This is a genomic window from Terrilactibacillus tamarindi (assembly GCF_009718825.1).
Classification (GTDB): Bacteria; Bacillota; Bacilli; order Bacillales; family Sporolactobacillaceae; genus Terrilactibacillus; species Terrilactibacillus tamarindi.
The window spans coordinates 1-22,294 of sequence record NZ_WNHB01000023.1 but is presented as its reverse complement, the minus strand read 5'-3'; the positions used below and the strand labels follow the sequence as shown (position 1 = coordinate 22,294).

Genomic DNA, 22,294 nt, shown 5'->3' with positions numbered 1-22,294 from the left:
CTGACTTTTTCGACAAAATTCATTTAATTTAAGATTAATAAATAAGGAAGGTTCTCCTATGAATGTGCAAGTCTTTCTAATAACCGGTTATAAACCTCATGAGTTGGGCATATTTTCTGAAAAGCATGAGGGAATACGAGTGATTAAACATTGCATACGTTCACAAATTCTTCAGTTAGTGGAAGAAGGCGTCCAATGGTTCATCATCAGTGGGCAACTGGGCGTAGAAATTTGGGCAGCTGAAGAAATTTTAACGCTAAAAGAAGAAGGATATGAAATGAAACTAGCCGTATTGCCCCCCTTTTATGAACAGGAAGAAAGGTGGTCAGAGACGATGAAAGAGACCTACCAACGTATTCTTTCTGAGGCCGACTTTACCGACTTTATTTCGAAAAGACCCTATCAAAGTCCCCTGCAGCTGAAACAGAAAAATGATTTTTTAGTTGACAAAAGTGACGGAATTCTTCTTTTGTATGACACAGAACAGCCAGGAACACCGAAATACTATTTACAAGCAGCAAACATAAAAAATAAAAGGGGACATTATCCAATACGTTTTATTACTCGATATGATATTGAGTCGGCGGCAGAAGAATTAAGGGAACAAGATCCAAATTATTGGACTCAAGGATGATTGACAATTCGGGATTGTTTTGGAAAAATAATAGAAAGGGGACTGAAGAAGAGGTGAGAAGAGAATGAATAAATTAGTTAACTTAACCACTCAAGATATTCTTGATAAGGAATTTAAATCAGGTTTACGGGGATATCAACCTGATGATGTGGACAAATTTTTGGACATTATTATTAAAGATTATGATACATTTGAAGCAGAAATTAATCGTCTACAAAAGGAAAATCAACGTTTAAAATCTGAATTAAATAATCAACGCACGGAGCCAAGACGTCCTATGTCAGTTAATCAAGGTCAAACAAATTATGACATATTAAAACGGCTATCTAATTTAGAAAAACACGTATTCGGAAGTCGATTACACGATTGATGTTGATTTTTTAGTTAAAGTAGTGTAAAATGTATTTTTGTGATGTTATTTATGTTCAGGTAATCGCTGTAGCATCATTGATGGTATAGAGGAAAGTCCATGCTCGCACGATCTGAGATGATCGTAGTGTTCGTGCCTAGCCAAGACATAAGCTAGGGTAATCTGGATTTTTCTAGATTAACGGCTAGAAAATCACCTAAGTCTGTTTTACAGATAGGGTTATTTTCTTGTAAAAGTGCCATAGAGACGAGTTTTACTGGAAACAGTAAAAGTGGAACGTGGTAAACCCCTCGAGCGAGAAACTCAAATTTGGTAGAGGAATTCTCTGGATGGAAATGAACGGAAAGAGAGACAGACTATAATGTCTGTAGATAGATGATTACCACCGGCGTACGAGGATAATGATCCGCATGAAGTACAATGGATACAGAACATGGCTTATCGAACATGAATAATACACGTTAAACGAGCCCATATATGGGCTTTTTTCATACATAAAATTATAAAGAAGCAATGTGGATTAAAAAATCTTTCATATATTTTTTCGATTTTCCACTTTTATTGACATGGGAAAATAGGTAAAAACATAAAAAAATGATCAAACTAATTAAACTGGTTTAAAATTGCACCTATACGAGGAGGAAAATGAGTGACAAAAGAATTAACCCTCATTGCGACAACTGCTATGGGTTTAGAAGCAATTGCTGCAGATGAACTGAGAAAGCTAGGGTACACGGATTTACAAGTTGAAAATGGAAAAATTACATTTCAAGGCGAACCAAAAGATATTTGCAGAACCGCATTATGGCTTAGAACAGCAGAAAGAATTAAAATAAAAATAGGTGAATTTAAAGCAACCTCGTTTGATGCTTTATTTGAACAAACTAAAGCTCTTCCTTGGGGTGACTATTTGCCCGCTAATGCAGAATTTCCAGTAACGGGGAAATCGATAAAATCGGAGTTACATAGTGTACCTGACTGTCAATCCATTGTAAAAAAAGCGATTGTAGACAGTTTGAAAAATAAATACCATATTGATTGGTTTACTGAAGATGGACCGTTCTTTAAAATTGAAGTGACATTAAGAAAGAATATTGCAACGATATTAATTGATGCAAGTGGCCCTCTCCATAAGCGTGGCTATCGATCCCTGCACGGTGAAGCCCCTATTAGGGAAACGCTTGCAGCAGCTCTTATCTATTTAACAAACTGGACACCGGACCGTCCGTTTGCAGATCCGTTTTGCGGCTCTGGAACGATACCGATTGAAGCAGCCCTAATTGGTCAAAATATCGCACCAGGGTTTAATCATGATTATGTATCAGAAGCTTGGCCTTTGATTCCGAAGTCGGATTGGGATGACGCACGTTTGGAAGTAGAAGACTTAGCTCATTATGATCAACAACTCAATATTTTAGGAAGTGATATTGATCATAAGTTGGTTGAATTAGCCTCTCATAATGCAAGGGAAGCTGGATTCGGAGATATGATTAAATTTAAACAAATGCAGGCGGCAGATTTTACAACTCATGAGGAGTACGGTTGTATGGTCGGGAATCCCCCTTATGGTGAGAGAATGAGCGATATTGAAACCATTCGTAAAGTATGTGGACAACTAGGACAGGTGTATAAGGAAAATCCTACTTGGTCGTTTTATTTCATCTCTTCATTCGCTGAATTTGAAACGTGTTTTGGGAAAAAGGCTTCGAAAAAACGCAAACTCTATAACGGCCGTATACGAACGGATTATTATCAATATTTCGGAAAACGCCCGCCTAGACAATCTGAATTTGACCATAACGAATAACTTTCTACTTAAGAAAGCAGGAATTAGATATTATACCGTCGAACGAGTTTGTAAAGGGGTAATTACATTAGTTGGCAAAGGTTGTGTTTACAGATGTCAATTCAACAAGTGGAAAAAGCTTATTTTTATTATGTAAAGAAAATCATGGACTTTAATGAAGCCATTGCTCTTGCTGCTTGGGATATGCGGACGGGAGCTCCAAAGAATGGAATAGAACAGCGATCTGAAGTGGTAGGAACATTATCTGACGAAGTGTTTAAACGATCAACTTCAGAAGAGATGAAGGGATACATTGATGCTTTAACGGATCCTTCTGTCCAAGATTCATTAAGCGAGAGAACAAAGCGATCAATTGAAAAATCTCAAGAAGAGTATAGTCGAAATGTTAATATACCACCGGAAGAATACAAAGCTTATATTATTCTACAAACAAAAGCTGAGAGCGTCTGGGAAGAAGCAAAAGAAAAATCAAATTTTAGCCTATTACAGCCTTATCTTGAGAAAATTGTAGACTATAAGAAACGTTTTATTCGTTATTGGGGCGAGAAAGACGGTTCAAAATACAATACGCTTCTTGATTTATATGAACCTGGAATAAGTGTTGACGTCATTGATCGAGTGTTTAAGCAGCTTAGAGAAGGCATCGTTCCTTTAGTAAAACAAATAGCTGAAAAAAACAATCCTGATACAACATTCTTAAACAAACATTTTCCAAAAGATAAACAAAGGGAATTTAGTATCCATATGCTTAAGAAAATGGGATATGATTTTAACTCAGGCCGTTTAGATGAAACCATGCATCCGTTCGAAATCACGTTAAACCCAGGTGATGTTCGTGTCACTACCCATTATCTTGAAGATGATTTCAAGTCGGCTATCTTTGGTACCATTCATGAAGGTGGGCATGCTCTGTATGAACAGCATATTTCAAAAGACCTCATTGGAACGCCACTTTGTACGGGCACATCTATGGGCATTCATGAATCCCAATCTTTATTTTTTGAAAATATGGTTGGCCGGAGCTATGCCTTTTGGGAAGCTCATTATGATGAATTAAAAAAATATAGTAGCGGTCAGTTTGACCATGTTTCATTAGATGAGTTTTACCGAGCTATCAATGTTTCGAAACCATCATTCATTCGTATTGATGCGGATGAATTAACGTACCCTTTGCATATAATGGTTCGATATGAACTCGAAAAGGGTCTTTTTGATGGAGATTTACATGTTAAAGACTTACCAGGCGTTTGGAATGAAAAAATGAAGGAATATTTAGGCATAGTCCCAACGAATGATCGGGAAGGTGTCTTACAAGACATTCATTGGCCAGGAGGAGATTTCGGCTATTTTCCATCATACGCCCTTGGGTATGTGTATGCGGCTCAATTCAAACATTCGATGTTAAAAGCCATACCCGATTTCGATCATCAATTAAAAAATGGTCATATTGATGCGATTCGTTCTTGGTTGACGGAACATATTCATCAATACGGTAGTTTAAAGAAACCACTTGAAATTATTCTTGATACAACCGGTGAGACTATTAATCCTGATTACTTAATCACCTATTTTAATGAAAAGTATAAGGAATTATATGGATTATAGATTTGAATTGCAAAATTCTATCTGAACATGACTAAAATGAGGTGGTACCTTTGTCCATTATCCAATCTACTGAAATCAAGAAGATTTTAAAACAGAGTAAGCGAATTGCCGTAGTGGGATTATCAAATAAACCGAATCGTACGAGTTATCAAGTAGCTAACTATATGCTCCAAGCAGGGTATACCATCATACCAGTTAATCCAACCGTCGATGAAGTATTCGGAATAAAGGCTGTTCCTACGCTTAAAGATGTTGATGGTCCTATTGATATTGTGAATGTCTTTAGACGAAGTGAAGCTTTATTAGAGGTTGCCAAAGACACGGTAGACGTTCAGGCAAAAGTATTTTGGGCCCAACTTGGATTATATCATCAAGAAGCAGAATCCTATCTAGCAAAGCATCACGTACCAACAATTATGAATCAATGCATTAAGGTCGCTCATCAGCAGTATATCTAATAAAAAATAGACGGACTTTGCTAAATGCAGAGTCTCTCTGTTCTTCGATTTCAGAAAAGTCAAAATATTGAATTTGACGATTTCAAGGTAATGTGCCATAGTAGAATATGTGTTCTTTAAATTAATCATAAATAGAAGTCTTATTTCATAAAAACAATAAAAAGATTGCTCAATGTTAAAGATACTGGTTTAATACATAAAGTGGATGGTATAATTTCGTTTTTATATAAATTATTCTTTTTTTATTAAGGTTTTCTTTTGCAGCATGAACGTGAAGGGAGTTTCAACGATGGTTAAACAAACATATAATGACGATACGATACAAGTTCTTGAGGGGCTAGAAGCGGTTCGAAAGCGTCCAGGGATGTATATAGGTTCAACAGATGCCAAAGGATTGCATCATCTTGTTTATGAGATCGTAGATAATGCAGTAGATGAAGCTCTTGCTGGTTATGGAGACCAAATCCTTGTAACCATTCATAAAGATAATAGCCTTAGTGTAAGGGACTTTGGTCGAGGCATGCCCACTGGAATGCACCGAACAGGTAAACCAACCCCTGAGGTTATTTTTACCATTCTCCATGCTGGCGGAAAATTTGGGCAAAGTGGTGGCTATAAAACAAGCGGGGGCCTCCATGGTGTAGGTGCATCCGTTGTGAATGCTCTATCAGAATGGTTAGAAGTGACCATATGGCGAGATGGTGAAAAATTTAAACAACGATTTGAACATGGTGGGCATCCAGCAACAACGCTTGAAAATTTAGGCAAAGCCAGAGGTACAGGAACACTCATTCATTTTAAACCTGATCCAACCATTTTTAGCGCGACTGTTTTTAATTTTGAAGTCTTAAGTGAACGATTACAAGAAGCGGCATTCCTACAAAAAGGTCTGAAGATTGTACTAAGGGATGAACGATCAGATAAAGAAGAGACGTATCAATATGAAACTGGGATTCAAGCCTTTATTGAGTATTTGAATGAAGAGAAGGATACATTGCATCCTGTCGTGTCATTCACAGGTCAGTCTGGTGGTATTGAAAGCGATGTTGCTTTTCAATTTAACGATGGGTATTCAGAAAATATCCTCTCCTTTGTCAATAATGTTCGAACACGTGATGGTGGAACGCATGAATCCGGTTTTAAAACGGCGATTACTCGTGCTTTTAATGATTATGCAAGAAAGAGCGGTCTGCTTAAAGAAAAAGACAAAAATCTTGATGGAACGGATATACGCGAGGGATTTACAGGTATTGTATCTGTTAGGGTACCGGAAGAAAAGCTTCAGTTTGAAGGCCAAACCAAAGGGAAATTGGGAACAAATGAAGCACGTTCAGCGGTTGATGCCATCGTCTCAGAACAACTAAGTTATTTTTTAGAAGAAAACCCAAAAATCAGTGAAATGTTGATAAAAAAAGCCGTCAAAGCTTCTCAAGCTCGCGAAGCTGCAAGAAAAGCTCGTGAGGAAGCGAGAAATGGAAAAAAAGGAAAGAGAAGAGAAACGGTATTGAGTGGTAAGTTAACTCCAGCTTCTTCAAAAAATCCTGAACGTAATGAACTGTATCTTGTAGAAGGAGACTCAGCTGGTGGATCGGCTAAGCAGGGGAGGGACCGTAAATTTCAAGCTGTTTTGCCTCTTCGCGGAAAAGTCATCAATACTGAGAAAGCAAAATTAGCTGATATTCTTAAAAATGAAGAAATAAATACCATTATCCATGCCATTGGTGCAGGAGTTGGACCAGATTTTAACATCGCTGATACAAACTACGATAAAGTGGTGATCATGACTGATGCAGATAATGACGGCGCACATATCCAAGTCCTACTGCTCACCTTTTTCTATCGTTATATGAGACCGTTACTAGAAGCAGGTAAAGTCTATATTGCTCTTCCGCCTCTTTATAAAGTGAGCAAAGGGTCTGGAAAAAAAGAGGTTTTGACCTATGCTTGGGACGAGCAAGGACTTAAAGAAGCGATTAAAGAGATTGGTAAAGGCTATATCTTACAGAGATACAAAGGATTAGGAGAAATGAACGCCGATCAATTATGGGAAACCACGATGAACCCAGAAACAAGAACGCTCATACGGGTTAAAATAGATGATCCAGCCCATGCAGAACGACGTGTAACCACACTTATGGGTGATAAAGTCGAGCCAAGACGGAAATGGATTGAATCTCATGTATCATTTGGCCTCGACGAGGAAACCAACATTTTAGAAAACGAGAATATCACTGTTACTGAAGGAGAGAGACTATAATGGCGAATCAAGAAAAACTGCTCGATTTACCTCTTGAAGAAGTCATTGGTGATCGATTTGGCATTTATAGTAAATATATTATTCAAGAAAGGGCACTACCGGACGTACGGGATGGTTTGAAACCTGTTCAACGACGAATTTTATATGCCATGTATCAGGATGGGAACACGTTTGAAAAACCGTTTCGAAAGTCAGCTAAAACAGTGGGTAACGTTATAGGTAATTACCATCCTCATGGAGATTCGTCGGTTTATGAAGCCATGGTTCGAATGAGTCAAGACTGGAAAGTGCGAAATGTTTTAGTTCAGATGCATGGCAATAATGGGAGCTTAGATGGCGATCCGCCAGCAGCGATGCGTTATACAGAAGCAAGGCTGTCATCCATTGCTAGTGAACTCTTAAGAGACATTGATAAACAAACGGTGGACTTTGTTTCGAACTTTGACGATACAACCGAAGAACCGATTGTTTTACCTTCTCGTTATCCAAATCTTCTCGTAAATGGTTCGACAGGAATATCAGCGGGATATGCGACGGAAATTCCTCCTCATCATTTGGGGGAAATTATTGATGCGACCATCTTAGAAATGGAAAAACCGGATTGTACGTTAGATGAATTGATGGCCATTGTAAAAGGCCCTGACTTTCCTACAGGTGGCATTGTACAAGGACTTGAAGGTATTCGCAAAGCGTATCGTACAGGTAAAGGAAAAATTGTCGTACGTGGTCGTGCAGAGGTGGAGCCTTTACGCGGTGGTCGAGAACAGATTGTAATTAATGAATTACCATATGAAGTTAATAAAGCAAATCTTGTAAAAAAAATGGAAGAATTGCGTTTAGATCGAAAAGTTGAAGGTGTGGCTGAAGTTCGTGATGAAACCGATCGTACTGGAACAAGGGTCATCATCGAGTTAAAAAAAGAAGCTGATGCCAATGGTATTCTGAACTACTACTATAAAAATACCGATCTACAAATTACCTATAACTTTAATATGGTCGCTATTAATCGTAAAACACCTGAATTGATGGGTCTTAAAGCCATTTTAAAAGCATATGTCGATCATCAAAAAGAAGTAGTGATCAATCGATCAAAATATGACTTGAAGAAAAGTGTAGACCGTGAACATATCACTCAAGGGTTAATTAAAGCTGTTTCTATATTGGATGAAGTGATTGCAACCATTCGTGCATCAAAAGATAAAAAAGATGCTAAATCGCACTTATCTGAACAATTTGGTTTTACAGAACCTCAATCTGAAGCTATTGTCAATTTACAATTGTATCGCTTAACCAATACAGATATTGTCACACTAGAAAAAGAAGCTGAAGAACTGAAGAAAAATATAGCAAGACTTCAAAAAATATTATCCTCAGATAAAGTACTTGTAAATGTGATAAAAAAAGAACTACTTGCGACGAAGAAAAAGTATGAAGATCAAAGACGCACAACCATTGAAAATGAGATTGAGGAAATAAAAATTGATCTTGAAGTCATGGTTGCTTCAGAAGATGTCATGGTTTCACTCACCAAACATGGTTACGTGAAACGTTCAAGTTTGCGTTCTTACGCAGCAAGCAATGATAATGATATAGCCATGAAAGACGATGATTACCTTCTATTTAAACAAGGGATGAATACAACCAACACATTGTTGATTTTCACTGAGAAGGGACATTATCTCTATCTTCCTGTACATATGATTCCCGATAAACGATGGAAGGATATGGGGCAGCATGTTGCGAACATCATCCCAATTCAACCGGATGACTCGGTGATATGTGCATTCCCAATTGCGGATTTTGAAGAACCTCTTTACTTTAATTTCATTACAGAGCTTGGTATGATTAAACGAACTGAACTGATGCATTATCAAGCTCAACGTCATTCTAAGCCTCTCATGGCCTTGAAATTGAAGAAAAATGATCGATTAGTTAATGCCCATTTAACGGATGGACAGGCAAATGTTTTGATTGCCACGAAGCATGGCTTTGGATTATGGTTTGACGAGGCTGAAGCTGGAACAGTGGGGCAAAGAGCAAGTGGCGTCAAAGCGATTAATTTAAAAGATGATGATGTCGTGATAGGCAGCGCAGTCTTTGGTGTAGGGCAAAACCCAGAAATAATCCTAGTTACACAACGCGGAGCAGTCAAAAAAATGGCGATTTATCATCAATTAGAAAAGTCTTCTCGTGCAAGAAGAGGCGTAATGATGCTACGTGAACTAAAAAAATCACCGCATCGACTGATTGGCATGTCTCTTATTGATAGTAGCGATCATCTTGTGATTCTTACTGGAAATGGGGAACGAATCGAAGTAAATGCGAGTGATATCCGCTCAAATGATCGATTAAGTAATGGATCCTATGTACTGGATCAAAATGAGACCGGTGATGTGATATCTATCTGGAAAAAAACGGTGGATAAACAAGAGGATAAATAACTTAAAATATCAGGGTCTATACTTGACAAATTTAAGGTGCTTGTAGTAGACATAATAATAGAAACAGACTAAAACGACCTGATAATCATAAATGGCTGCATAGCTTAAAACGCTGTTCATAAAATATAAAGTAAAGCAAAAACTCTCTGGATAACCGAATACCAGAGAGTTTATTCATGTCAATAACTAATCCCTTTCTATAGCTGCGATTAAACCGAGGTAAGCAAGTATTAGGCCGACCAAATAGGTTAAAGTGAGATAAAGACCAAAAGATGTCCATTTTTTACTTTTTAATAGTTGAATTAACTCTAAGTTCAATGTAGAAAAAGTTGTGAAGGCTCCCATAAATCCTGTTCCAAAAAGCAATGCCCATGTAATTGTAAAGTTTCTTCCAGTTATGAAGCCTAATAAGAATGATCCTATCCAATTAATGCACAATGTACCAATTGGTAAAGAAGATGATATGTTTTTCTTAGCCATGTTGCTGATAAAAAAACGAGCGGTTGCACCTAGGAAACCCCCTATTGAGACTTGAAGTAGATGTAATATCATTCGGCATCTTCCTTAGCTTTTAACTTGTAATTGAACATCATTCGTTCTCCTAATTGATATCCTAACCAGGATGTAACTAGCCCACCTAATAGGCTTAATAGGATATAGACAAGTGACAGACTATAATAGCCTGTTTTTATAAGTGAGATACTTTCAACACTAAACGTAGAGAAAGTCGTAAAGGCACCAATATATCCTGTACCTATTCCTGTCACAACTTCATGAGGGAAGATTTTACGCCGAGAAAGGTAGGTTATTAACCAACTTAGTAAGAAACAACCAATTAAATTAATAAGTAAGGTAGGCAGTGGAAACGGATATTCCCATGTCTGTGTGAACGAAATTCCAATCAAATAACGTGTTAGGGCACCGAATATACCGCCTAATCCAACAATGAAATATAGCATACTAACCGCTCCTTAAGTTTGCACAAAAAGATAGACTCCTACCAGTTAAAGATTAACTAGTAGGAGTCATCAGCACAGGTGCATTTTAATGGCGAACTCCATCGCCTATTTTGATTGTAATTAGCTTATCAAAGCTCATAAACCCTGTCAACGAGGTCTCATTGTTTTTTTAAACGGCTTGGAGTGAATGAGATTATTTATCGCTTATTGCAATGAGCATCTTTAACACAGGAATTTTACCATTTTAATAGAAAAAAAGATTTTACATCAAGGTACAACTGTAATAAACTACTTTAAGGAGAAATAAAGTGATGCTCCGAGAATGAAACGAGGGAAGAAAGATCATGACGAAAAAAATTGTATTTACAGGTGGAGGATCAGCTGGGCATGTCACGCCAAATCTTGCACTTATTGATCATTTAAAGAAAGACTGGGATATACACTACATAGGCTCAAAAACAGGGATTGAAAAAGATCTTGTTGAAGCTCAAAATATAAACTATTACGGCATTTCGAGTGGAAAATTACGCCGGTATTTTGATTTGAAAAACTTCAAAGATCCTTTTAAAGTTCTAGGTGGGGTCATGCAAGCGTATTTTATTATCAAAAAGATAAAACCAACGGTTATTTTCTCAAAAGGTGGTTTTGTTTCAGTTCCTGTCGTGATAGCTGGATGGCTGAATCGGATTCCTGTCTACATTCATGAATCTGATATAACCCCTGGGCTCGCTAACCGTATTGCCATGAAATTTGCTAGCAAACTATTTGTCACCTTTGAAGAAGCGGCTAACCATTTTCCAAAGGAAAAAGTGGTTCACACAGGGGCGCCGATTCGAGATAAATTATTAAGCGGCAGAAAACAAGTAGGACTTGAATTTCTAGGGTTCAAGTCGTCGAAGCCGGTTCTTCTTATGATGGGAGGAAGCCTTGGAGCAAAAAAAATTAACGATGTCTTAAGATCATCCTTAAACGACTTACTAAAAAAATTTCAAGTCGTTCATCTATGCGGGAAAGGTCATTTAGCGCCTGAAATGGAAGGGTTAGAAGGATACCGACAGTTTGAATATTTAAATGAAGAACTTCCAGATGTATTAGCGGCATCCACTATTATTCTATCTCGAGCGGGTTCAAATGCGATTTTCGAATTCTTAGCATTAAAGAAACCAATGATTTTGATTCCCTTGCCTTTAAGATCGAGCCGAGGAGATCAAATTTTAAATGCAAAATCTTTTAAGCAAAAAGGATTTTGTGAAATCTTAGACGATGATACCTTATCAGAGGATCAGCTTATCAAAACCATTGAAAAAGTGTATCACGATCGATATGAGTATATTGATCGAATGAATGCAGCACCTAACACGACTAATGGCATTGAAAAAATATTAAAATTGATCACAAAATAGTTTGAGAAAAGTCGAAACCATGAAGAATCAAAGGATGACTTCTTGGTTTCGATATTTTTTTTGAATATAAATGAGTCTTATGAATAAAAAGACAGCCCCCAAAGCAAGACCAATAATTAATCCAATCCAATAACTAAATGGACCTAGATCTGTGAGATGGAGAAGAAGTAGTCCACAAGGAAGTCCCATCCCCCAATAAGAAATTAAAGCCACAATAAAGGTCACATTGACATCTTTATATCCTCTTAATGCCCCTTGTATAGGTGCGGCGACAGCATCTGAAAGTTGAAAGAAAATGGCATAAAGTAGAAAATGCTGAATCATTTTCACAGCTTGCGGTGATGAAGCGTATAGATGAGCAATAGAACCCTTAGTAAAAAATAATCCAAATGAGAAGATAAGACCAATGGAAACGGCCATGATGATGCCTATTTGACTATACAAAGCTGCATGATGGACACGTTTTGCCCCAATTTCAAAACTAACAGAAATGGTCATGGCCATTGAAATACTGTATGGGACCATATAAAGGAGGGATGCTACATTTAATGCCGCTTGATGAGCAGCAATAATAACCGTATCAAATTCACTCATCAATAAAGTTATGGCTGAAAATATACTTGTTTCAAGAAAAATAGATAGACCAATTGGCACACCAATAATGAGCAACTTTTTCCATATTTTAATAGAGATAGGATATAATTTAGTCCCCAAATGATAGAGAAAAAAGGGTTGTCCTTTTATTAAAAAGATAAAAGAAATAATCGCCATGAGCCAGTAGGTCATCGCTGTTGCGATACCTGCTCCAACTCCACCAAGACGAGGAAAACCAAATGTTCCAAAGATAAATACGTAATTTAAGCAGACATTCACTGGGAGTCCTAACAGCGTAATCATCATCGTCATTCTAGTTATTCCATGGGCATCAATGAAGTTACGACATACTGTATACATAAATAAAGGAATAATTCCAATCGATAAAGCAAGTAAGTAATGGGAGGCAATAGCTCGTACCTCAGGAGATAAACCCATATAAATTAAGATAGGATGAACCGACAGTAAGCCGAGGAAAAATAAAACAATGGAAATAATGACGGCGAGATAGATCGATTGAAAGAATATGAATGGAATCTCTTTCAGATTCTCAGCACCTTTTAATTGTGAAATAATGGGTGTTATCCCATACAATATACCGCCGAGGCCCGTGAAAACGGGCATCCAGAGACTTGATCCAATGGCTACGCCGGCGAGATCATTTGTACTTGCTTGGCCTGACATGATCGTATCGGCGACATTCATGGCACTAATACTCAACTGAGTAATCAAAATGGGACCTAGAATGGAAATTAGAAGGGATATTTTACTTCCTACTGAATGTGTTTTATACATGATGTACTCAATCCTTACCTGGTGAACTTTCTGATAGCAAGCTAAAATCTTACATGAGTATATCATAACTTATTAAAGTATGAATATAGAAATGAGGCGTATCAACTCTATTATCAAGATCTATACAAAAAAGAATTTAAAGTTATAAAAAACTAGCGTTTAATGAAAAAGAAAACCTTAAATGGAGGAAGGGAAGGAAACAAGGCTTTCATACTTAATGGTTAAATCAACTAAATGGTAAAGTTAATTTTGGATAATATAACTCGTGACTTATCTCACACATTGTATTAAAATCATAAGTAGAATAAATATTATAAAAATTTTAAATGTGTAGTCAATTGTGTGGTAGGTGTTATTAGATGGTCAGTATATCTAAGAAAAGTCTTGCTATAATCAATAATGAAATTAATAAAAAGATCTTTAATATCGGTGTGCAGGATCAAAAAATAGATGTTTTGGACAATAAAATTCTGATCATCGCAACGACAAAACGTATTCCAGCTTTGAGTTTTTTAGAAGAAGACTATCATCAATTAGTTTTATCGGTCGATTCAGCTTTATCTATAAAGTACAAACAGTTATTAAAAGAGAAGATTGAAAAGACTTTTGATAAAAAAATAACTTACTTGTTTAGAGATTACGATCCAATAGTACAAAGAACCTGCATTGTCATTTGTTTTGATCAACCCATTACTCAAATATGAATTTCAAGCAAGCTATAACATTGTAGAATAAGCGTATCATCGTTTATTTCTATAATTTAAAAGTGATTGCGGATGCTTAACTTCTGTTAAACGGAAAGTAAGAGCCGTGAAGGTAGATATAGACTGTCTATCTTCACGGCTTTTTTCCTTTGATTTAATGTTAAGGACCTTAATCTATTAATGATATGAAAGGAAGAGACATATGAAAGAACAAACGATAACTCTAAAAAACAAACAAAACGTGGACTACCCAAAAGAATGTACATTTAGTAAGGAAGACTGGGAGGTATTAAGTAAGTATTGGTTCCCGGTCGCTGAAAGTCGTGAGGTAACGGATAAACCCATGCCAATTAAACTACTGGATGTTAATTTAGTCGTCTATCGTACAAAACATAAGGTTGTGGTATTCCGTGATCTTTGTGTTCATCGCGGCACACCGCTCAGCATGGGGTGGGTAGAGGGAGATGATATTGTTTGCCCTTATCATGGATTTAGATACGGAACAGACGGAAAATGTACGTCCATTCCTGCTCATCCGGATGCGAAAATTTCGCCTCGCCTCTGTATGAGTGTCTTCCCTGTTATTGAACGGTTTGGACTTGTGTGGACATCATTATTAGGAAAAGAAGATAACCTTCCTCATTTTGAAGCTTGGGAAGATGATAATTTCCAACAAATCGTTTGCCCTCCTTTTGATATTAAAGGTTCTGCTGGACGACAAATGGAAGGTTTTCTAGATGTAGCCCATTTTGCTTGGGTCCATACGGAATCATTTGGAGACCGAAATAACGCATTTGTACCCAGATACCAAGTTGATCACACAGATTATGGCCTTCATGTAGAGTATTTAAGTACAGTAAGCAACTATCCTAAAGGTCAACAGTCTCGTGCTCCAGAAGATTTTAAATGGCTGCGAGTGTTTGATGTTTATCCTCCATTTGGGGCAACATTGAAAGTTCATTTCCCAAATGATGGAGAGTTGTGGATTATGAATGCTGTCTGCCCTATTTCCGCTCGTGAAACGAGATTGTTTGTTCCGATTGCAAGGAATTTTGATAAAGACTCACCAATCGAAGACGTCTATGCTTTTAATCTTCAAGTCTTTACGGAAGATAGTGAAATGGTTGAAAACCAAAAACCAGAAGAGTTGCCACTTGACTTACAGATGGAAGCTCATATTATGGCAGATCGTACGTCCGTAGCTTACCGGAAACTACTTAAAAAAATGGGGCTCGGCGCTATTTATACAAGTTAGTAAGTTAACGAAAAGAAATATTTGAATAATCGATTTGATGAAACAATAGGCTTAATTAAAACCTGTTTTACGAGTGCCAACATTGAAAGGAGAAGATCAAATGCCTAAATATACGATTGTTGATAAGGATACTTGTATCGCGTGTGGTGCTTGCGGAGCAGCTGCACCCGATCTATTCGATTACGATGAAGAAGGTTATTCTGAAGTTATTATCGATAAAAATAAAGGCACAATCCCAATCTTGGAAGATTTAGAGGATGATTTAATTGATGCACGGGATGGCTGTCCTACAGAGTCGATTAAAGTTTCGGATGAACCCTTTCTTTGTAAAATGTTAAATAACCAATAAGTTTGGAGGGATTTGGAATGGAAACAGACGAAAGATATGATCTAGACCCTGTTTTGGCCAGTGAGTGGTTACCTGCTGCATATGCCCACGAAATTATTGATCAACCCGTTCAAGTGTCTATATTAGAAGAACGAGTGGTTTTGTTTCGAACGGATAATGGCATTAAAGCCTTTAAAGATTTATGTATTCACCGCGGAGCGGAGCTGTCATTAGGAAAAGTCGTGAACAATTGTCTTGTTTGTCCTTATCATGGCTGGGAGTATAACGAAGAAGGAAAATGTGTAAAAATACCTCAGCAGCCTGCAAGACGAGTCATTCCCCCAAAAGCTAAAGCAGTTGTTTATCCTTGTATGGAACGGTATGGTCTTATCTGGGTTAAATTGAGTCAAGATGAGATAGCCTCAAAGTTACCTTTACCTGATTATGAAGAGTTTGACGATCCATCTTTTAAGACAGTCTATGCCGATCCACATATTATCAACGCAGCCGCACCAAGAGTCGTAGAAAACTTTCTAGATGTGAGCCACCTTGCCTTTGTTCATGAAGGAAGTTTAGGTGATTCCGAACATGCTGAAATACCAGATTACAAAGTTCATTGGAAAGACAATCGGTATGTGTCGGATGTCATACCGGTCTATGCCGATCCAGATGGTACAGGAAAATGGTCGATCTTGAATTATACCTTTGAGATATTAAGACCGATGCTGGCTCGATTAAAAAAAGTTAACGAGGAGACTAATGAAATTTTCTCAATGTTATTTGCTGTCCAGCCACAAGCGAAAAGAAAATCAAAGATCTTTGCCTTAGTGTCTCGAAATTACGATTTAGAAACACCAGATCAGTATTATATCGATTTTCAACAACTGATTATAGATCAAGACACGGCTGTAGTTGAGAGTCAACGACCTGAAGAATTACCACTCGATTTGCAAGCAGAACTTCACCTTCCTCCAGACAGAGTCAGCATTGCCTATCGCAGGTGGCTAAGTGAACTTGGGGTTACCTATGGTAGTGAAGTAAAGAAACAAAAGCACATGAAAAGGTAAATTAATGACATATCTGCTTGATCGTTCGTCTTAGGTGTCATAGGAAAGAACGATAACTTCAGAAGTCGAAGGTATAATGCCAGAAGATAGCACAGCGATTGTTTACTTAATTACCTGAACTCATCCATTAAAAACACGTCATTTATAAATAATTCTTGACACTGTCAGATTTACGTACCAAAATACAAAGGTATAGACCTATTCACGAGAAAACGATCGAGTTTTTCGTCTGAATTTTTTCATTTTGGTTTACGGGGAGACATTGAATGACTCCTAGGCGTATGATGAGGTGATATGATGGATGTGATTCATTTTGCGGATGTGCGAGTCTTTTTAAGAGAAGTAGAGGCATTCTTACTTGAGAAAGAAGTCGAAAACAATTTAATTCTAGGCATTTGTTATAAACAAATTCAAGATAAAATGTACTTTAACAATGAAATTATGGCGACTGTAAATGACGACAATCGATGCATTCTATCATTGTTTATGAACAAGAAAAACAGGCTCGTTATTTCTGGAGACATATCCCATGAAAATATTGATCAAGCCATCGTATTAGCTATAAAAGCCATTATTAATCGTTTGATTAATGTTAGAAGCGTGATAGGAGAAAAAGAACTTGTCTCGTTATTTGCTGAGATAGGGAAGCGTTTTTTGCGGAAACCGTTTAAGGAATTTCGACATGAACAAATTTATCAGCTTCACAAACTTAATCAATTCACGCGTCCACAAGGTCTCTTTCGTAAAGCGAATAGAAAAGATATAGTAAAAATTAAAAATTGGATTCAAACGTTTAGCGAATCTATCAACGAGCCTTTAGCTGATTCAGAAATTGATATGATGGCTGAATCCTATATTACGAGAGAGTCTTTATATGTTTGGGAAAAGGATAAGTCTATCGTTTCAATGGCTAATTTAATTAGACCACTAAAGAGCGGAGCTGGCATTAACCTTGTTTATACAGACCCTGAGTATAGAGGACAAGGTTACTCAACCGGTTGCGTGAGCTCTTTATGTCAAGAAATATTGAGTCATGGCTATGCGTTTTGTTATTTATACGCAGATCGATCGAATCCTATATCAAATGCGATGTACAAAAAAATTGGGTTTACCCCTGTAATTGAGTGTTTACATCTTATCAATTAATATAGTGGAATAGTTTTTATATTTAATATAAAATAGAGTAATTGAGAAGTGGTTGAGAATCAGAATGTCTAAATAGGTATCTTCTAAAGAGAATAAAGAAAGATACCCGAGCTTTAGTTTAGACTAAACATACCATCTTTAAGGAAATAGAGATGTTGGAGGGTGAAGAATGACAGAAAGTACAGAACAATTTGATGTAACAATCATTGGTGGAGGTCCAACCGGATTATTTGCTGCCTTTTACGCTGGTATGCGAGATATGAAAGTGAAAATTATTGAAAGCATGCCTCAGCTAGGAGGACAGCTTGGAGCTCTTTATCCAGAAAAAGATATTTATGACGTCGCTGGATTCCCTAAAATTAAAGCCAAAGACCTTGTAAGTAACTTAAAAGAGCAGGCTTTAAAATTCAATCCAACGATTGTTTTAGAACAAACCGTAGAAAAGTTAGAACATCTTGAGGATCAAACGATTAAGTTGACGTCAATATCCGGGGAAACACATGTTACAAAAGCGGTTATTATTACAGCTGGCGTTGGAGCATTTCAGCCAAGACGGATTGATACAGAAAACGCAAAACAATATGAAGGGCATAATCTTCATTATTTTGTTGAGGACTTAGAGGTATTCCGAGATAAAAAAGTGGTTATTTTAGGTGGAGGAGATTCTGCAGTTGATTGGGCCAATATGCTAGACTCTATCGCAAAAGAAGTCACGCTTGTCCATCGACGTGATAAGTTCCGTGCTCATGAGCATAGCGTTGATTTATTAAAAAAATCGTCCGTAATCTTAAAAACGCCTTTTCAAGTGAAAGAGCTTATCGGTGATGACACTAATATTAAGCAATTAGTCATTCAAGAAGTAAGAGGCGAAAAGATAGAAACCTTAGATCTAGATGCTTTAATTTGTAACTATGGTTTTGTTTCTTCTCTCGGTGCGATTAAAGATTGGGATCTCAACATAGAAAAAAATGCCATTGTTGTGAATAGTAAAATGGAAACCAACATACCAGGTGTCTATGCGGCTGGGGATGTCGCTACTTATGAGGGTAAAGTAAAATTAATCGCAACAGGATTTGGGGAAGCGCCAACGGCTGTTAATAATGTGAAACATTATATTGATCCAAAATCCCGAACACAACCCATGCATAGTACAAGCTTATTTAATTAAAAAGAAAATAGTGAAGTTTAAGACATCTCGAGTTCTTGAGGTGTCTTTATTTTTAAGTTGTGTCAAAATGATGAAATCAACTCGGTCATTACAATAATAAAAAAAGGTAGTTTGATCGTCTCTTTCAACTAGTCGCCAGCTAATATAACATCTTGCAAAAAAGGCCTAGTATTTCCCGATTTATAAATTTGAAAAAATCATGTATTTTTTTTAAAAAAAGTAGTGCGAAAATTCCCTATTGATGCTATTATTACAGACGTTAGCCCTTTCTAAAAAACAGGAGTGTGAAAGTTATGCAATGGATTATCTTACTTATTATTATTATTATGAACATTGGGGTGTTGCCTCTCGTAAACCGAGTGCATCCCATTATCATTGGGATGCCTTTTTTTCTGTTCTGGTATCTTTTAAGTATGATCGTAACCCCCATTCTTTCATGGTGGATATATGTGATTGGTAAAAAGAAACATGATCGTGATGTAAGGAGTGAAGAAAAATGACTGCGTTAGTTGTGACTTGTTTAATCGTATTAGCTGTAATATTCGTCGGCTTTTTAGCTGGTAGAGATAAAGCTGCCCGTAGCTCTATTGAACAATGGAGTATTGGCGGACGAAATTTTGGAGGACTACTCGTTTGGTTCTTAGTTGGAGCAGATATCTATACGGCTTACGCATTTTTGGGAATGACAGGTTATGCGTATAGTTTTGGCGCGCCAGCCTTCTTCTCTATCGCGTATGCTGTGATGTGTTTCCCAATCGCTTATTTTATTATCCCTAAAATCTGGCGTTATGCTTCAAAACATAATTTGACAACGCTTGCTGATTATGCACGTGAAAGATTTCAAAGTAAGTTACTTGGGGTGTGTGTTGCACTTGTTGGCATCGTCTTCTTAATTCCATATATATGTTTGCAACTATCGGGTATCACAGGTGTAGTTCAAGTTGCTGGCCAAGGTGTTTTTGAAAATCCTAAAGCAGTAGGTACAATTGCTCTTATTATTTCGTTTATATTAGTTGCTTTATATACTTTCTTTAGTGGTCTTCGTGCACCAGCTTGGACAGGCGTTATTAAGGATCTCTTGGTTTGGATCGTTCTTATCGGAATGATTGTGACGATTCCATATATTTGGTTTGATGGATGGGGAGATATGCTTCATCAAGTTGTCACCAAATATCCTGAAAAATTAACATTGCCTGGCACTAGTCCAAATGGTATGTTAAACAGCTTCTGGTTTGGAACGGCTTCATTTATTTCAGCACTAGCTCTATTTATGTGGCCACATGGAGCGACAGGGGCATTAAGTGCCAAATCTGAAGATTCTGTTCGTAAAAATACGGTTTTCTTATCTTTTTATAATATTCTCTTGTTCTTTGTAACATTGCTTGGGCTTATTGCTTTCATGGTCTTGCCAAAGCATCCAGAAGATCCATCGTTTGCAAACTTTGCCTTGCTTCACTTGATTGATGCGTCTTATTCAAACCCAATTGTTCAAGGCGTGATGTTTTCAACCATCGCTCTTGCAAGCCTAGTTCCTGCATCCATCATGGTTCTAGCAGCTAGTAACCTAGTAGCAACAAACATTGTAAAAGATATCTTTGTACCAAATATTTCAGGTAAAAAGCAAACATTGATTGCACGCTGCTTTGTGTTTGTCATTACTGGACTTGCTTTACTCTTTGGTATTTTGTTCCCAAACTACTTAGTACAACTTCAACTCGAAGGTGTTAGTGGAACAGCACAATTACTACCTGCTATTTTCCTAAGTTTATATTGGAAGAACTTAGCCAAAACACCTGTACTCGTTGGATTAATTTCAGGAATCGTATTTGTCTTCCTTAATCACTTTATCTTCCACTTACCTGGATATGATGGTTTCTGGGGTCTCATCGTCAATGTGGTAGTTGTCGTCGTTCTTAATTTCTTCTTTGCACATCAAGCAAAAGAGAATATCAGTACAAATAAAATGTTAGCCAATGATAAATAAAATTTGACGATAAACATGGGGGCATGACAATATAACGTTGTTATTTAAAAATCCAATCTATTAAATTAGATTGGATTTTAGTCGTATTTTTCATTTGGTAAAATATACTTTGGAGGATTACTATTCGTTTTTTCAATAGGATAAAACCAAATATCTCTGATGGGATCATATAGAGATATTCCAAAGAAACGTGCAATGTGAAAGTCTTTCGTGTTATTTGTAACAATATCTATTTTTTCATTAATGGCATCTACAGCAATCTTTGCATCTGCCAATCCTGGAAGTCTGGGTTGGTAAGATTTTTTTTCTTTTTGATGTTGTGCCCTAATAATTCTAGCCATCCTTCTATAGGCGTGGGCTTTACGGTCTTAAGGGTCTGTAGCTGGGATTTTTGGAAAAGATTTAATGAGTTGCCTTAAAGCCAGTCTATGCTTTTTCTTCACTTCGTCTATTTGAGATTTTAATTCTCCCACTGTCACCATAGAGAGTAAAAGCGTATCATTATTTTGCTTGCATTTCTCCCAAAATACGTCTACTTCTTTATTGCTTTCAATATAGAAACGAACGATGTTTGTGTTGATTAAATAGCGCGTCATTTTATCTCTAATGTTTCCTGTTTTCTTCGATGTCTTTTAAATTATTTATCAATTCATCGCTATCTTTTAATACTTTTTTTGCATCTTCAATGCGAGACCACATCGCTTGTTTGTTTTCTATCCATCGTTGGCAAATAGGATTCTCTAATTCACTTGCAGGAATTATCCAACTATTTTTGATTCCTCTTCTGGCTTTAATGTTTCCTTTATCGCATTCTTTGCGAACTGATTGAACAGAAACTCCACAAATATCAGCAATTTCGGAGGCGCTAAAAAATTTTTCTGCAACTTGTACAGGTATACGGGCAATATTAGATTGAGGACTTTGTGATAAGGAATTTAATAACTCTGCAAAATCAGGTGCACCCACTTTTTTTGACCTTTCAATTAAATCCCTAATGTCTTCTTCTGTTAAGGCTGTCTGAGCTGTTAAAAAGGTGGTTAAAGTTTCCAAGAACAATCGTTGATTAGGATTAAAAATATTTTCTTTTTCTTTGACCAATTCGATTTGCTTAGTTGGTATATCTTTTATCATAATAATCACCTCTTCACCTCTTTATTATACTCTATGTTTCGTGTTATTAAAACATGCGAAACTTACGAAATCTTTTCGATACTTTAAAAGAGGCTTTAGCAAACATTTATTGGTACAAATGACGTTATTTGCTACATAGCGCAAAAGAAAAGAGTGATAGCTTAAAGCCATCACTCTTTACTAATTAA

The 22,294-nt window shown here is 36.9% G+C and carries 22 protein-coding genes, 1 other RNA gene and 1 riboswitch; of the genes, 17 read left to right on the top strand and 6 right to left on the bottom strand.

Annotated features, from left to right (window positions below):
- Positions 1–58 precede the first annotated feature (58 nt).
- From GMB86_RS13030 to parC, 8 genes are all read left to right on the top strand, one after another.
- On the top strand, positions 59–634 hold the full coding sequence (locus GMB86_RS13030; RefSeq protein WP_155220626.1) for a DUF1273 domain-containing protein: 576 nt from the start codon (positions 59–61) through the stop codon (positions 632–634).
- Positions 635–698: 64 nt separating this feature from the next.
- On the top strand, positions 699–1,004 hold the full coding sequence (gene gpsB / locus GMB86_RS13025) for a cell division regulator GpsB (protein ID WP_155220624.1): 306 nt from the start codon (positions 699–701) through the stop codon (positions 1,002–1,004).
- Between the two features lie 51 nt (positions 1,005–1,055).
- Positions 1,056–1,450: RNase P RNA component class B (gene rnpB / locus GMB86_RS13020), an RNA gene on the top strand.
- Between the two features lie 203 nt (positions 1,451–1,653).
- On the top strand, positions 1,654–2,811 hold the full coding sequence (locus GMB86_RS13015; RefSeq protein WP_408033842.1) for a THUMP domain-containing class I SAM-dependent RNA methyltransferase: 1,158 nt from the start codon (positions 1,654–1,656) through the stop codon (positions 2,809–2,811).
- 93 nt (positions 2,812–2,904) lie between these two features.
- Complete coding sequence (locus tag GMB86_RS13010; protein WP_155220622.1) at positions 2,905–4,416, top strand: carboxypeptidase M32; 1,512 nt, start codon at positions 2,905–2,907, stop codon at positions 4,414–4,416.
- Positions 4,417–4,466: 50 nt separating this feature from the next.
- On the top strand, positions 4,467–4,874 hold the full coding sequence (locus GMB86_RS13005; RefSeq protein ID WP_155220620.1) for a CoA-binding protein: 408 nt from the start codon (positions 4,467–4,469) through the stop codon (positions 4,872–4,874).
- A 289-nt stretch (positions 4,875–5,163) separates the two neighbouring features.
- Positions 5,164–7,131 (top strand): DNA topoisomerase IV subunit B, encoded by a 1,968-nt coding sequence (gene parE / locus GMB86_RS13000; RefSeq protein ID WP_155220618.1) that lies wholly within the window; start codon positions 5,164–5,166, stop codon positions 7,129–7,131.
- Positions 7,131–9,572: a DNA topoisomerase IV subunit A gene (gene parC, locus GMB86_RS12995; protein WP_155220616.1), complete on the top strand. Its 2,442-nt coding sequence runs from the start codon at positions 7,131–7,133 to the stop codon at positions 9,570–9,572. The genes parE and parC overlap by 1 nt, the downstream gene beginning before the upstream one ends.
- A 186-nt stretch (positions 9,573–9,758) precedes the next feature.
- On the opposite strand, the gene crcB (GMB86_RS12990) is transcribed toward parC, so the two are convergent.
- On the bottom strand, positions 9,759–10,121 hold the full coding sequence (gene crcB / locus GMB86_RS12990; protein ID WP_329602922.1) for a fluoride efflux transporter CrcB: 363 nt from the start codon (positions 10,119–10,121) through the stop codon (positions 9,759–9,761).
- On the bottom strand, positions 10,121–10,531 hold the full coding sequence (gene crcB, locus GMB86_RS12985; protein ID WP_155220612.1) for a fluoride efflux transporter CrcB: 411 nt from the start codon (positions 10,529–10,531) through the stop codon (positions 10,121–10,123). The genes crcB (GMB86_RS12990) and crcB (GMB86_RS12985) overlap by 1 nt, the downstream gene beginning before the upstream one ends.
- A gap of 53 nt (positions 10,532–10,584) precedes the next feature.
- A riboswitch (Fluoride riboswitch) is annotated at positions 10,585–10,646 on the bottom strand.
- A gap of 229 nt (positions 10,647–10,875) precedes the next feature.
- Between crcB (GMB86_RS12985) and GMB86_RS12980 the strand changes: the two genes are divergently transcribed.
- The gene (locus GMB86_RS12980; RefSeq protein WP_155220610.1) at positions 10,876–11,934 is read left to right on the top strand and encodes an undecaprenyldiphospho-muramoylpentapeptide beta-N-acetylglucosaminyltransferase; all 1,059 of its coding nucleotides are present in this window, start codon (positions 10,876–10,878) and stop codon (positions 11,932–11,934) included.
- 27 nt (positions 11,935–11,961) lie between these two features.
- On the opposite strand, the gene GMB86_RS12975 is transcribed toward GMB86_RS12980, so the two are convergent.
- Entirely contained in the window at positions 11,962–13,323 is a 1,362-nt protein-coding gene (locus GMB86_RS12975) for an MATE family efflux transporter (RefSeq protein ID WP_155220608.1), read from the bottom strand.
- 359 nt (positions 13,324–13,682) lie between these two features.
- On the opposite strand from GMB86_RS12975, the gene GMB86_RS12970 reads away from it, so the two are divergent.
- The 8 genes from GMB86_RS12970 to GMB86_RS12935 all read left to right on the top strand — a co-directional run bounded on the left by GMB86_RS12970 (position 13,683) and on the right by GMB86_RS12935 (position 20,975).
- A complete protein-coding gene (locus GMB86_RS12970) occupies positions 13,683–14,027 on the top strand; it encodes a Na-translocating system protein MpsC family protein (protein ID WP_155220606.1) in 345 nt (114 codons plus the stop codon).
- Positions 14,028–14,229: 202 nt separating this feature from the next.
- The gene (locus tag GMB86_RS12965; RefSeq protein ID WP_155220604.1) at positions 14,230–15,282 is read left to right on the top strand and encodes an aromatic ring-hydroxylating oxygenase subunit alpha; all 1,053 of its coding nucleotides are present in this window, start codon (positions 14,230–14,232) and stop codon (positions 15,280–15,282) included.
- Positions 15,283–15,382: 100 nt separating this feature from the next.
- On the top strand, positions 15,383–15,631 hold the full coding sequence (locus GMB86_RS12960) for a ferredoxin (RefSeq protein WP_155220602.1): 249 nt from the start codon (positions 15,383–15,385) through the stop codon (positions 15,629–15,631).
- Between the two features lie 17 nt (positions 15,632–15,648).
- Positions 15,649–16,677: an aromatic ring-hydroxylating dioxygenase subunit alpha gene (locus GMB86_RS12955; protein WP_155220600.1), complete on the top strand. Its 1,029-nt coding sequence runs from the start codon at positions 15,649–15,651 to the stop codon at positions 16,675–16,677.
- Positions 16,678–16,971: 294 nt separating this feature from the next.
- A complete protein-coding gene (locus tag GMB86_RS12950; protein ID WP_155220598.1) occupies positions 16,972–17,823 on the top strand; it encodes a GNAT family N-acetyltransferase in 852 nt (283 codons plus the stop codon).
- A gap of 169 nt (positions 17,824–17,992) precedes the next feature.
- On the top strand, positions 17,993–18,991 hold the full coding sequence (locus GMB86_RS12945) for an NAD(P)/FAD-dependent oxidoreductase (RefSeq protein ID WP_155220596.1): 999 nt from the start codon (positions 17,993–17,995) through the stop codon (positions 18,989–18,991).
- Positions 18,992–19,284: 293 nt separating this feature from the next.
- Positions 19,285–19,491, top strand: a complete 207-nt coding sequence (locus tag GMB86_RS12940) for a DUF3311 domain-containing protein (RefSeq protein WP_155220594.1) — start codon at positions 19,285–19,287, stop codon at positions 19,489–19,491.
- Positions 19,488–20,975, top strand: a complete 1,488-nt coding sequence (locus GMB86_RS12935) for a sodium:solute symporter family protein (RefSeq protein WP_155220592.1) — start codon at positions 19,488–19,490, stop codon at positions 20,973–20,975. The genes GMB86_RS12940 and GMB86_RS12935 overlap by 4 nt, the downstream gene beginning before the upstream one ends.
- Positions 20,976–21,052: 77 nt before the next feature.
- Here the strand turns inward: GMB86_RS12935 and GMB86_RS12930 are convergent, their stop codons facing one another.
- The 3 genes from GMB86_RS12930 to GMB86_RS12920 are packed head-to-tail and all read right to left on the bottom strand — an operon-like array spanning position 21,053 to position 22,106.
- The gene (locus GMB86_RS12930) at positions 21,053–21,316 is read right to left on the bottom strand and encodes a type II toxin-antitoxin system VapC family toxin (protein ID WP_155220590.1); all 264 of its coding nucleotides are present in this window, start codon (positions 21,314–21,316) and stop codon (positions 21,053–21,055) included.
- Positions 21,317–21,343: 27 nt separating this feature from the next.
- Positions 21,344–21,571 (bottom strand): hypothetical protein, encoded by a 228-nt coding sequence (locus GMB86_RS12925; RefSeq protein WP_155220588.1) that lies wholly within the window; start codon positions 21,569–21,571, stop codon positions 21,344–21,346.
- Positions 21,572–21,578: 7 nt separating this feature from the next.
- Entirely contained in the window at positions 21,579–22,106 is a 528-nt protein-coding gene (locus GMB86_RS12920) for a helix-turn-helix domain-containing protein (RefSeq protein WP_155220586.1), read from the bottom strand.
- Between the last annotated feature and the right edge of the window lie 188 nt (positions 22,107–22,294).

Coding starts and splice junctions, on each gene's coding strand:
- GMB86_RS12920 (WP_155220586.1), bottom strand. CDS start 22,106: ATGATAAAAGATATACCAACTAAGCAAATCGAATTGGTCAAAGAAAAA.
- GMB86_RS12970 (WP_155220606.1), top strand. CDS start 13,683: ATGGTCAGTATATCTAAGAAAAGTCTTGCTATAATCAATAATGAAATT.
- gpsB (WP_155220624.1), top strand. CDS start 699: ATGAATAAATTAGTTAACTTAACCACTCAAGATATTCTTGATAAGGAA.
- GMB86_RS12925 (WP_155220588.1), bottom strand. CDS start 21,571: ATGACGCGCTATTTAATCAACACAAACATCGTTCGTTTCTATATTGAA.
- parE (WP_155220618.1), top strand. CDS start 5,164: ATGGTTAAACAAACATATAATGACGATACGATACAAGTTCTTGAGGGG.
- GMB86_RS12950 (WP_155220598.1), top strand. CDS start 16,972: ATGATGGATGTGATTCATTTTGCGGATGTGCGAGTCTTTTTAAGAGAA.
- GMB86_RS12945 (WP_155220596.1), top strand. CDS start 17,993: ATGACAGAAAGTACAGAACAATTTGATGTAACAATCATTGGTGGAGGT.
- GMB86_RS12965 (WP_155220604.1), top strand. CDS start 14,230: ATGAAAGAACAAACGATAACTCTAAAAAACAAACAAAACGTGGACTAC.
- parC (WP_155220616.1), top strand. CDS start 7,131: ATGGCGAATCAAGAAAAACTGCTCGATTTACCTCTTGAAGAAGTCATT.
- GMB86_RS12930 (WP_155220590.1), bottom strand. CDS start 21,316: ATGGCTAGAATTATTAGGGCACAACATCAAAAAGAAAAAAAATCTTAC.
- GMB86_RS12935 (WP_155220592.1), top strand. CDS start 19,488: ATGACTGCGTTAGTTGTGACTTGTTTAATCGTATTAGCTGTAATATTC.
- GMB86_RS12975 (WP_155220608.1), bottom strand. CDS start 13,323: ATGTATAAAACACATTCAGTAGGAAGTAAAATATCCCTTCTAATTTCC.
- GMB86_RS12940 (WP_155220594.1), top strand. CDS start 19,285: ATGCAATGGATTATCTTACTTATTATTATTATTATGAACATTGGGGTG.
- GMB86_RS12955 (WP_155220600.1), top strand. CDS start 15,649: ATGGAAACAGACGAAAGATATGATCTAGACCCTGTTTTGGCCAGTGAG.
- GMB86_RS12960 (WP_155220602.1), top strand. CDS start 15,383: ATGCCTAAATATACGATTGTTGATAAGGATACTTGTATCGCGTGTGGT.
- GMB86_RS12980 (WP_155220610.1), top strand. CDS start 10,876: ATGACGAAAAAAATTGTATTTACAGGTGGAGGATCAGCTGGGCATGTC.
- crcB (WP_155220612.1), bottom strand. CDS start 10,531: ATGCTATATTTCATTGTTGGATTAGGCGGTATATTCGGTGCCCTAACA.
- GMB86_RS13010 (WP_155220622.1), top strand. CDS start 2,905: ATGTCAATTCAACAAGTGGAAAAAGCTTATTTTTATTATGTAAAGAAA.
- GMB86_RS13030 (WP_155220626.1), top strand. CDS start 59: ATGAATGTGCAAGTCTTTCTAATAACCGGTTATAAACCTCATGAGTTG.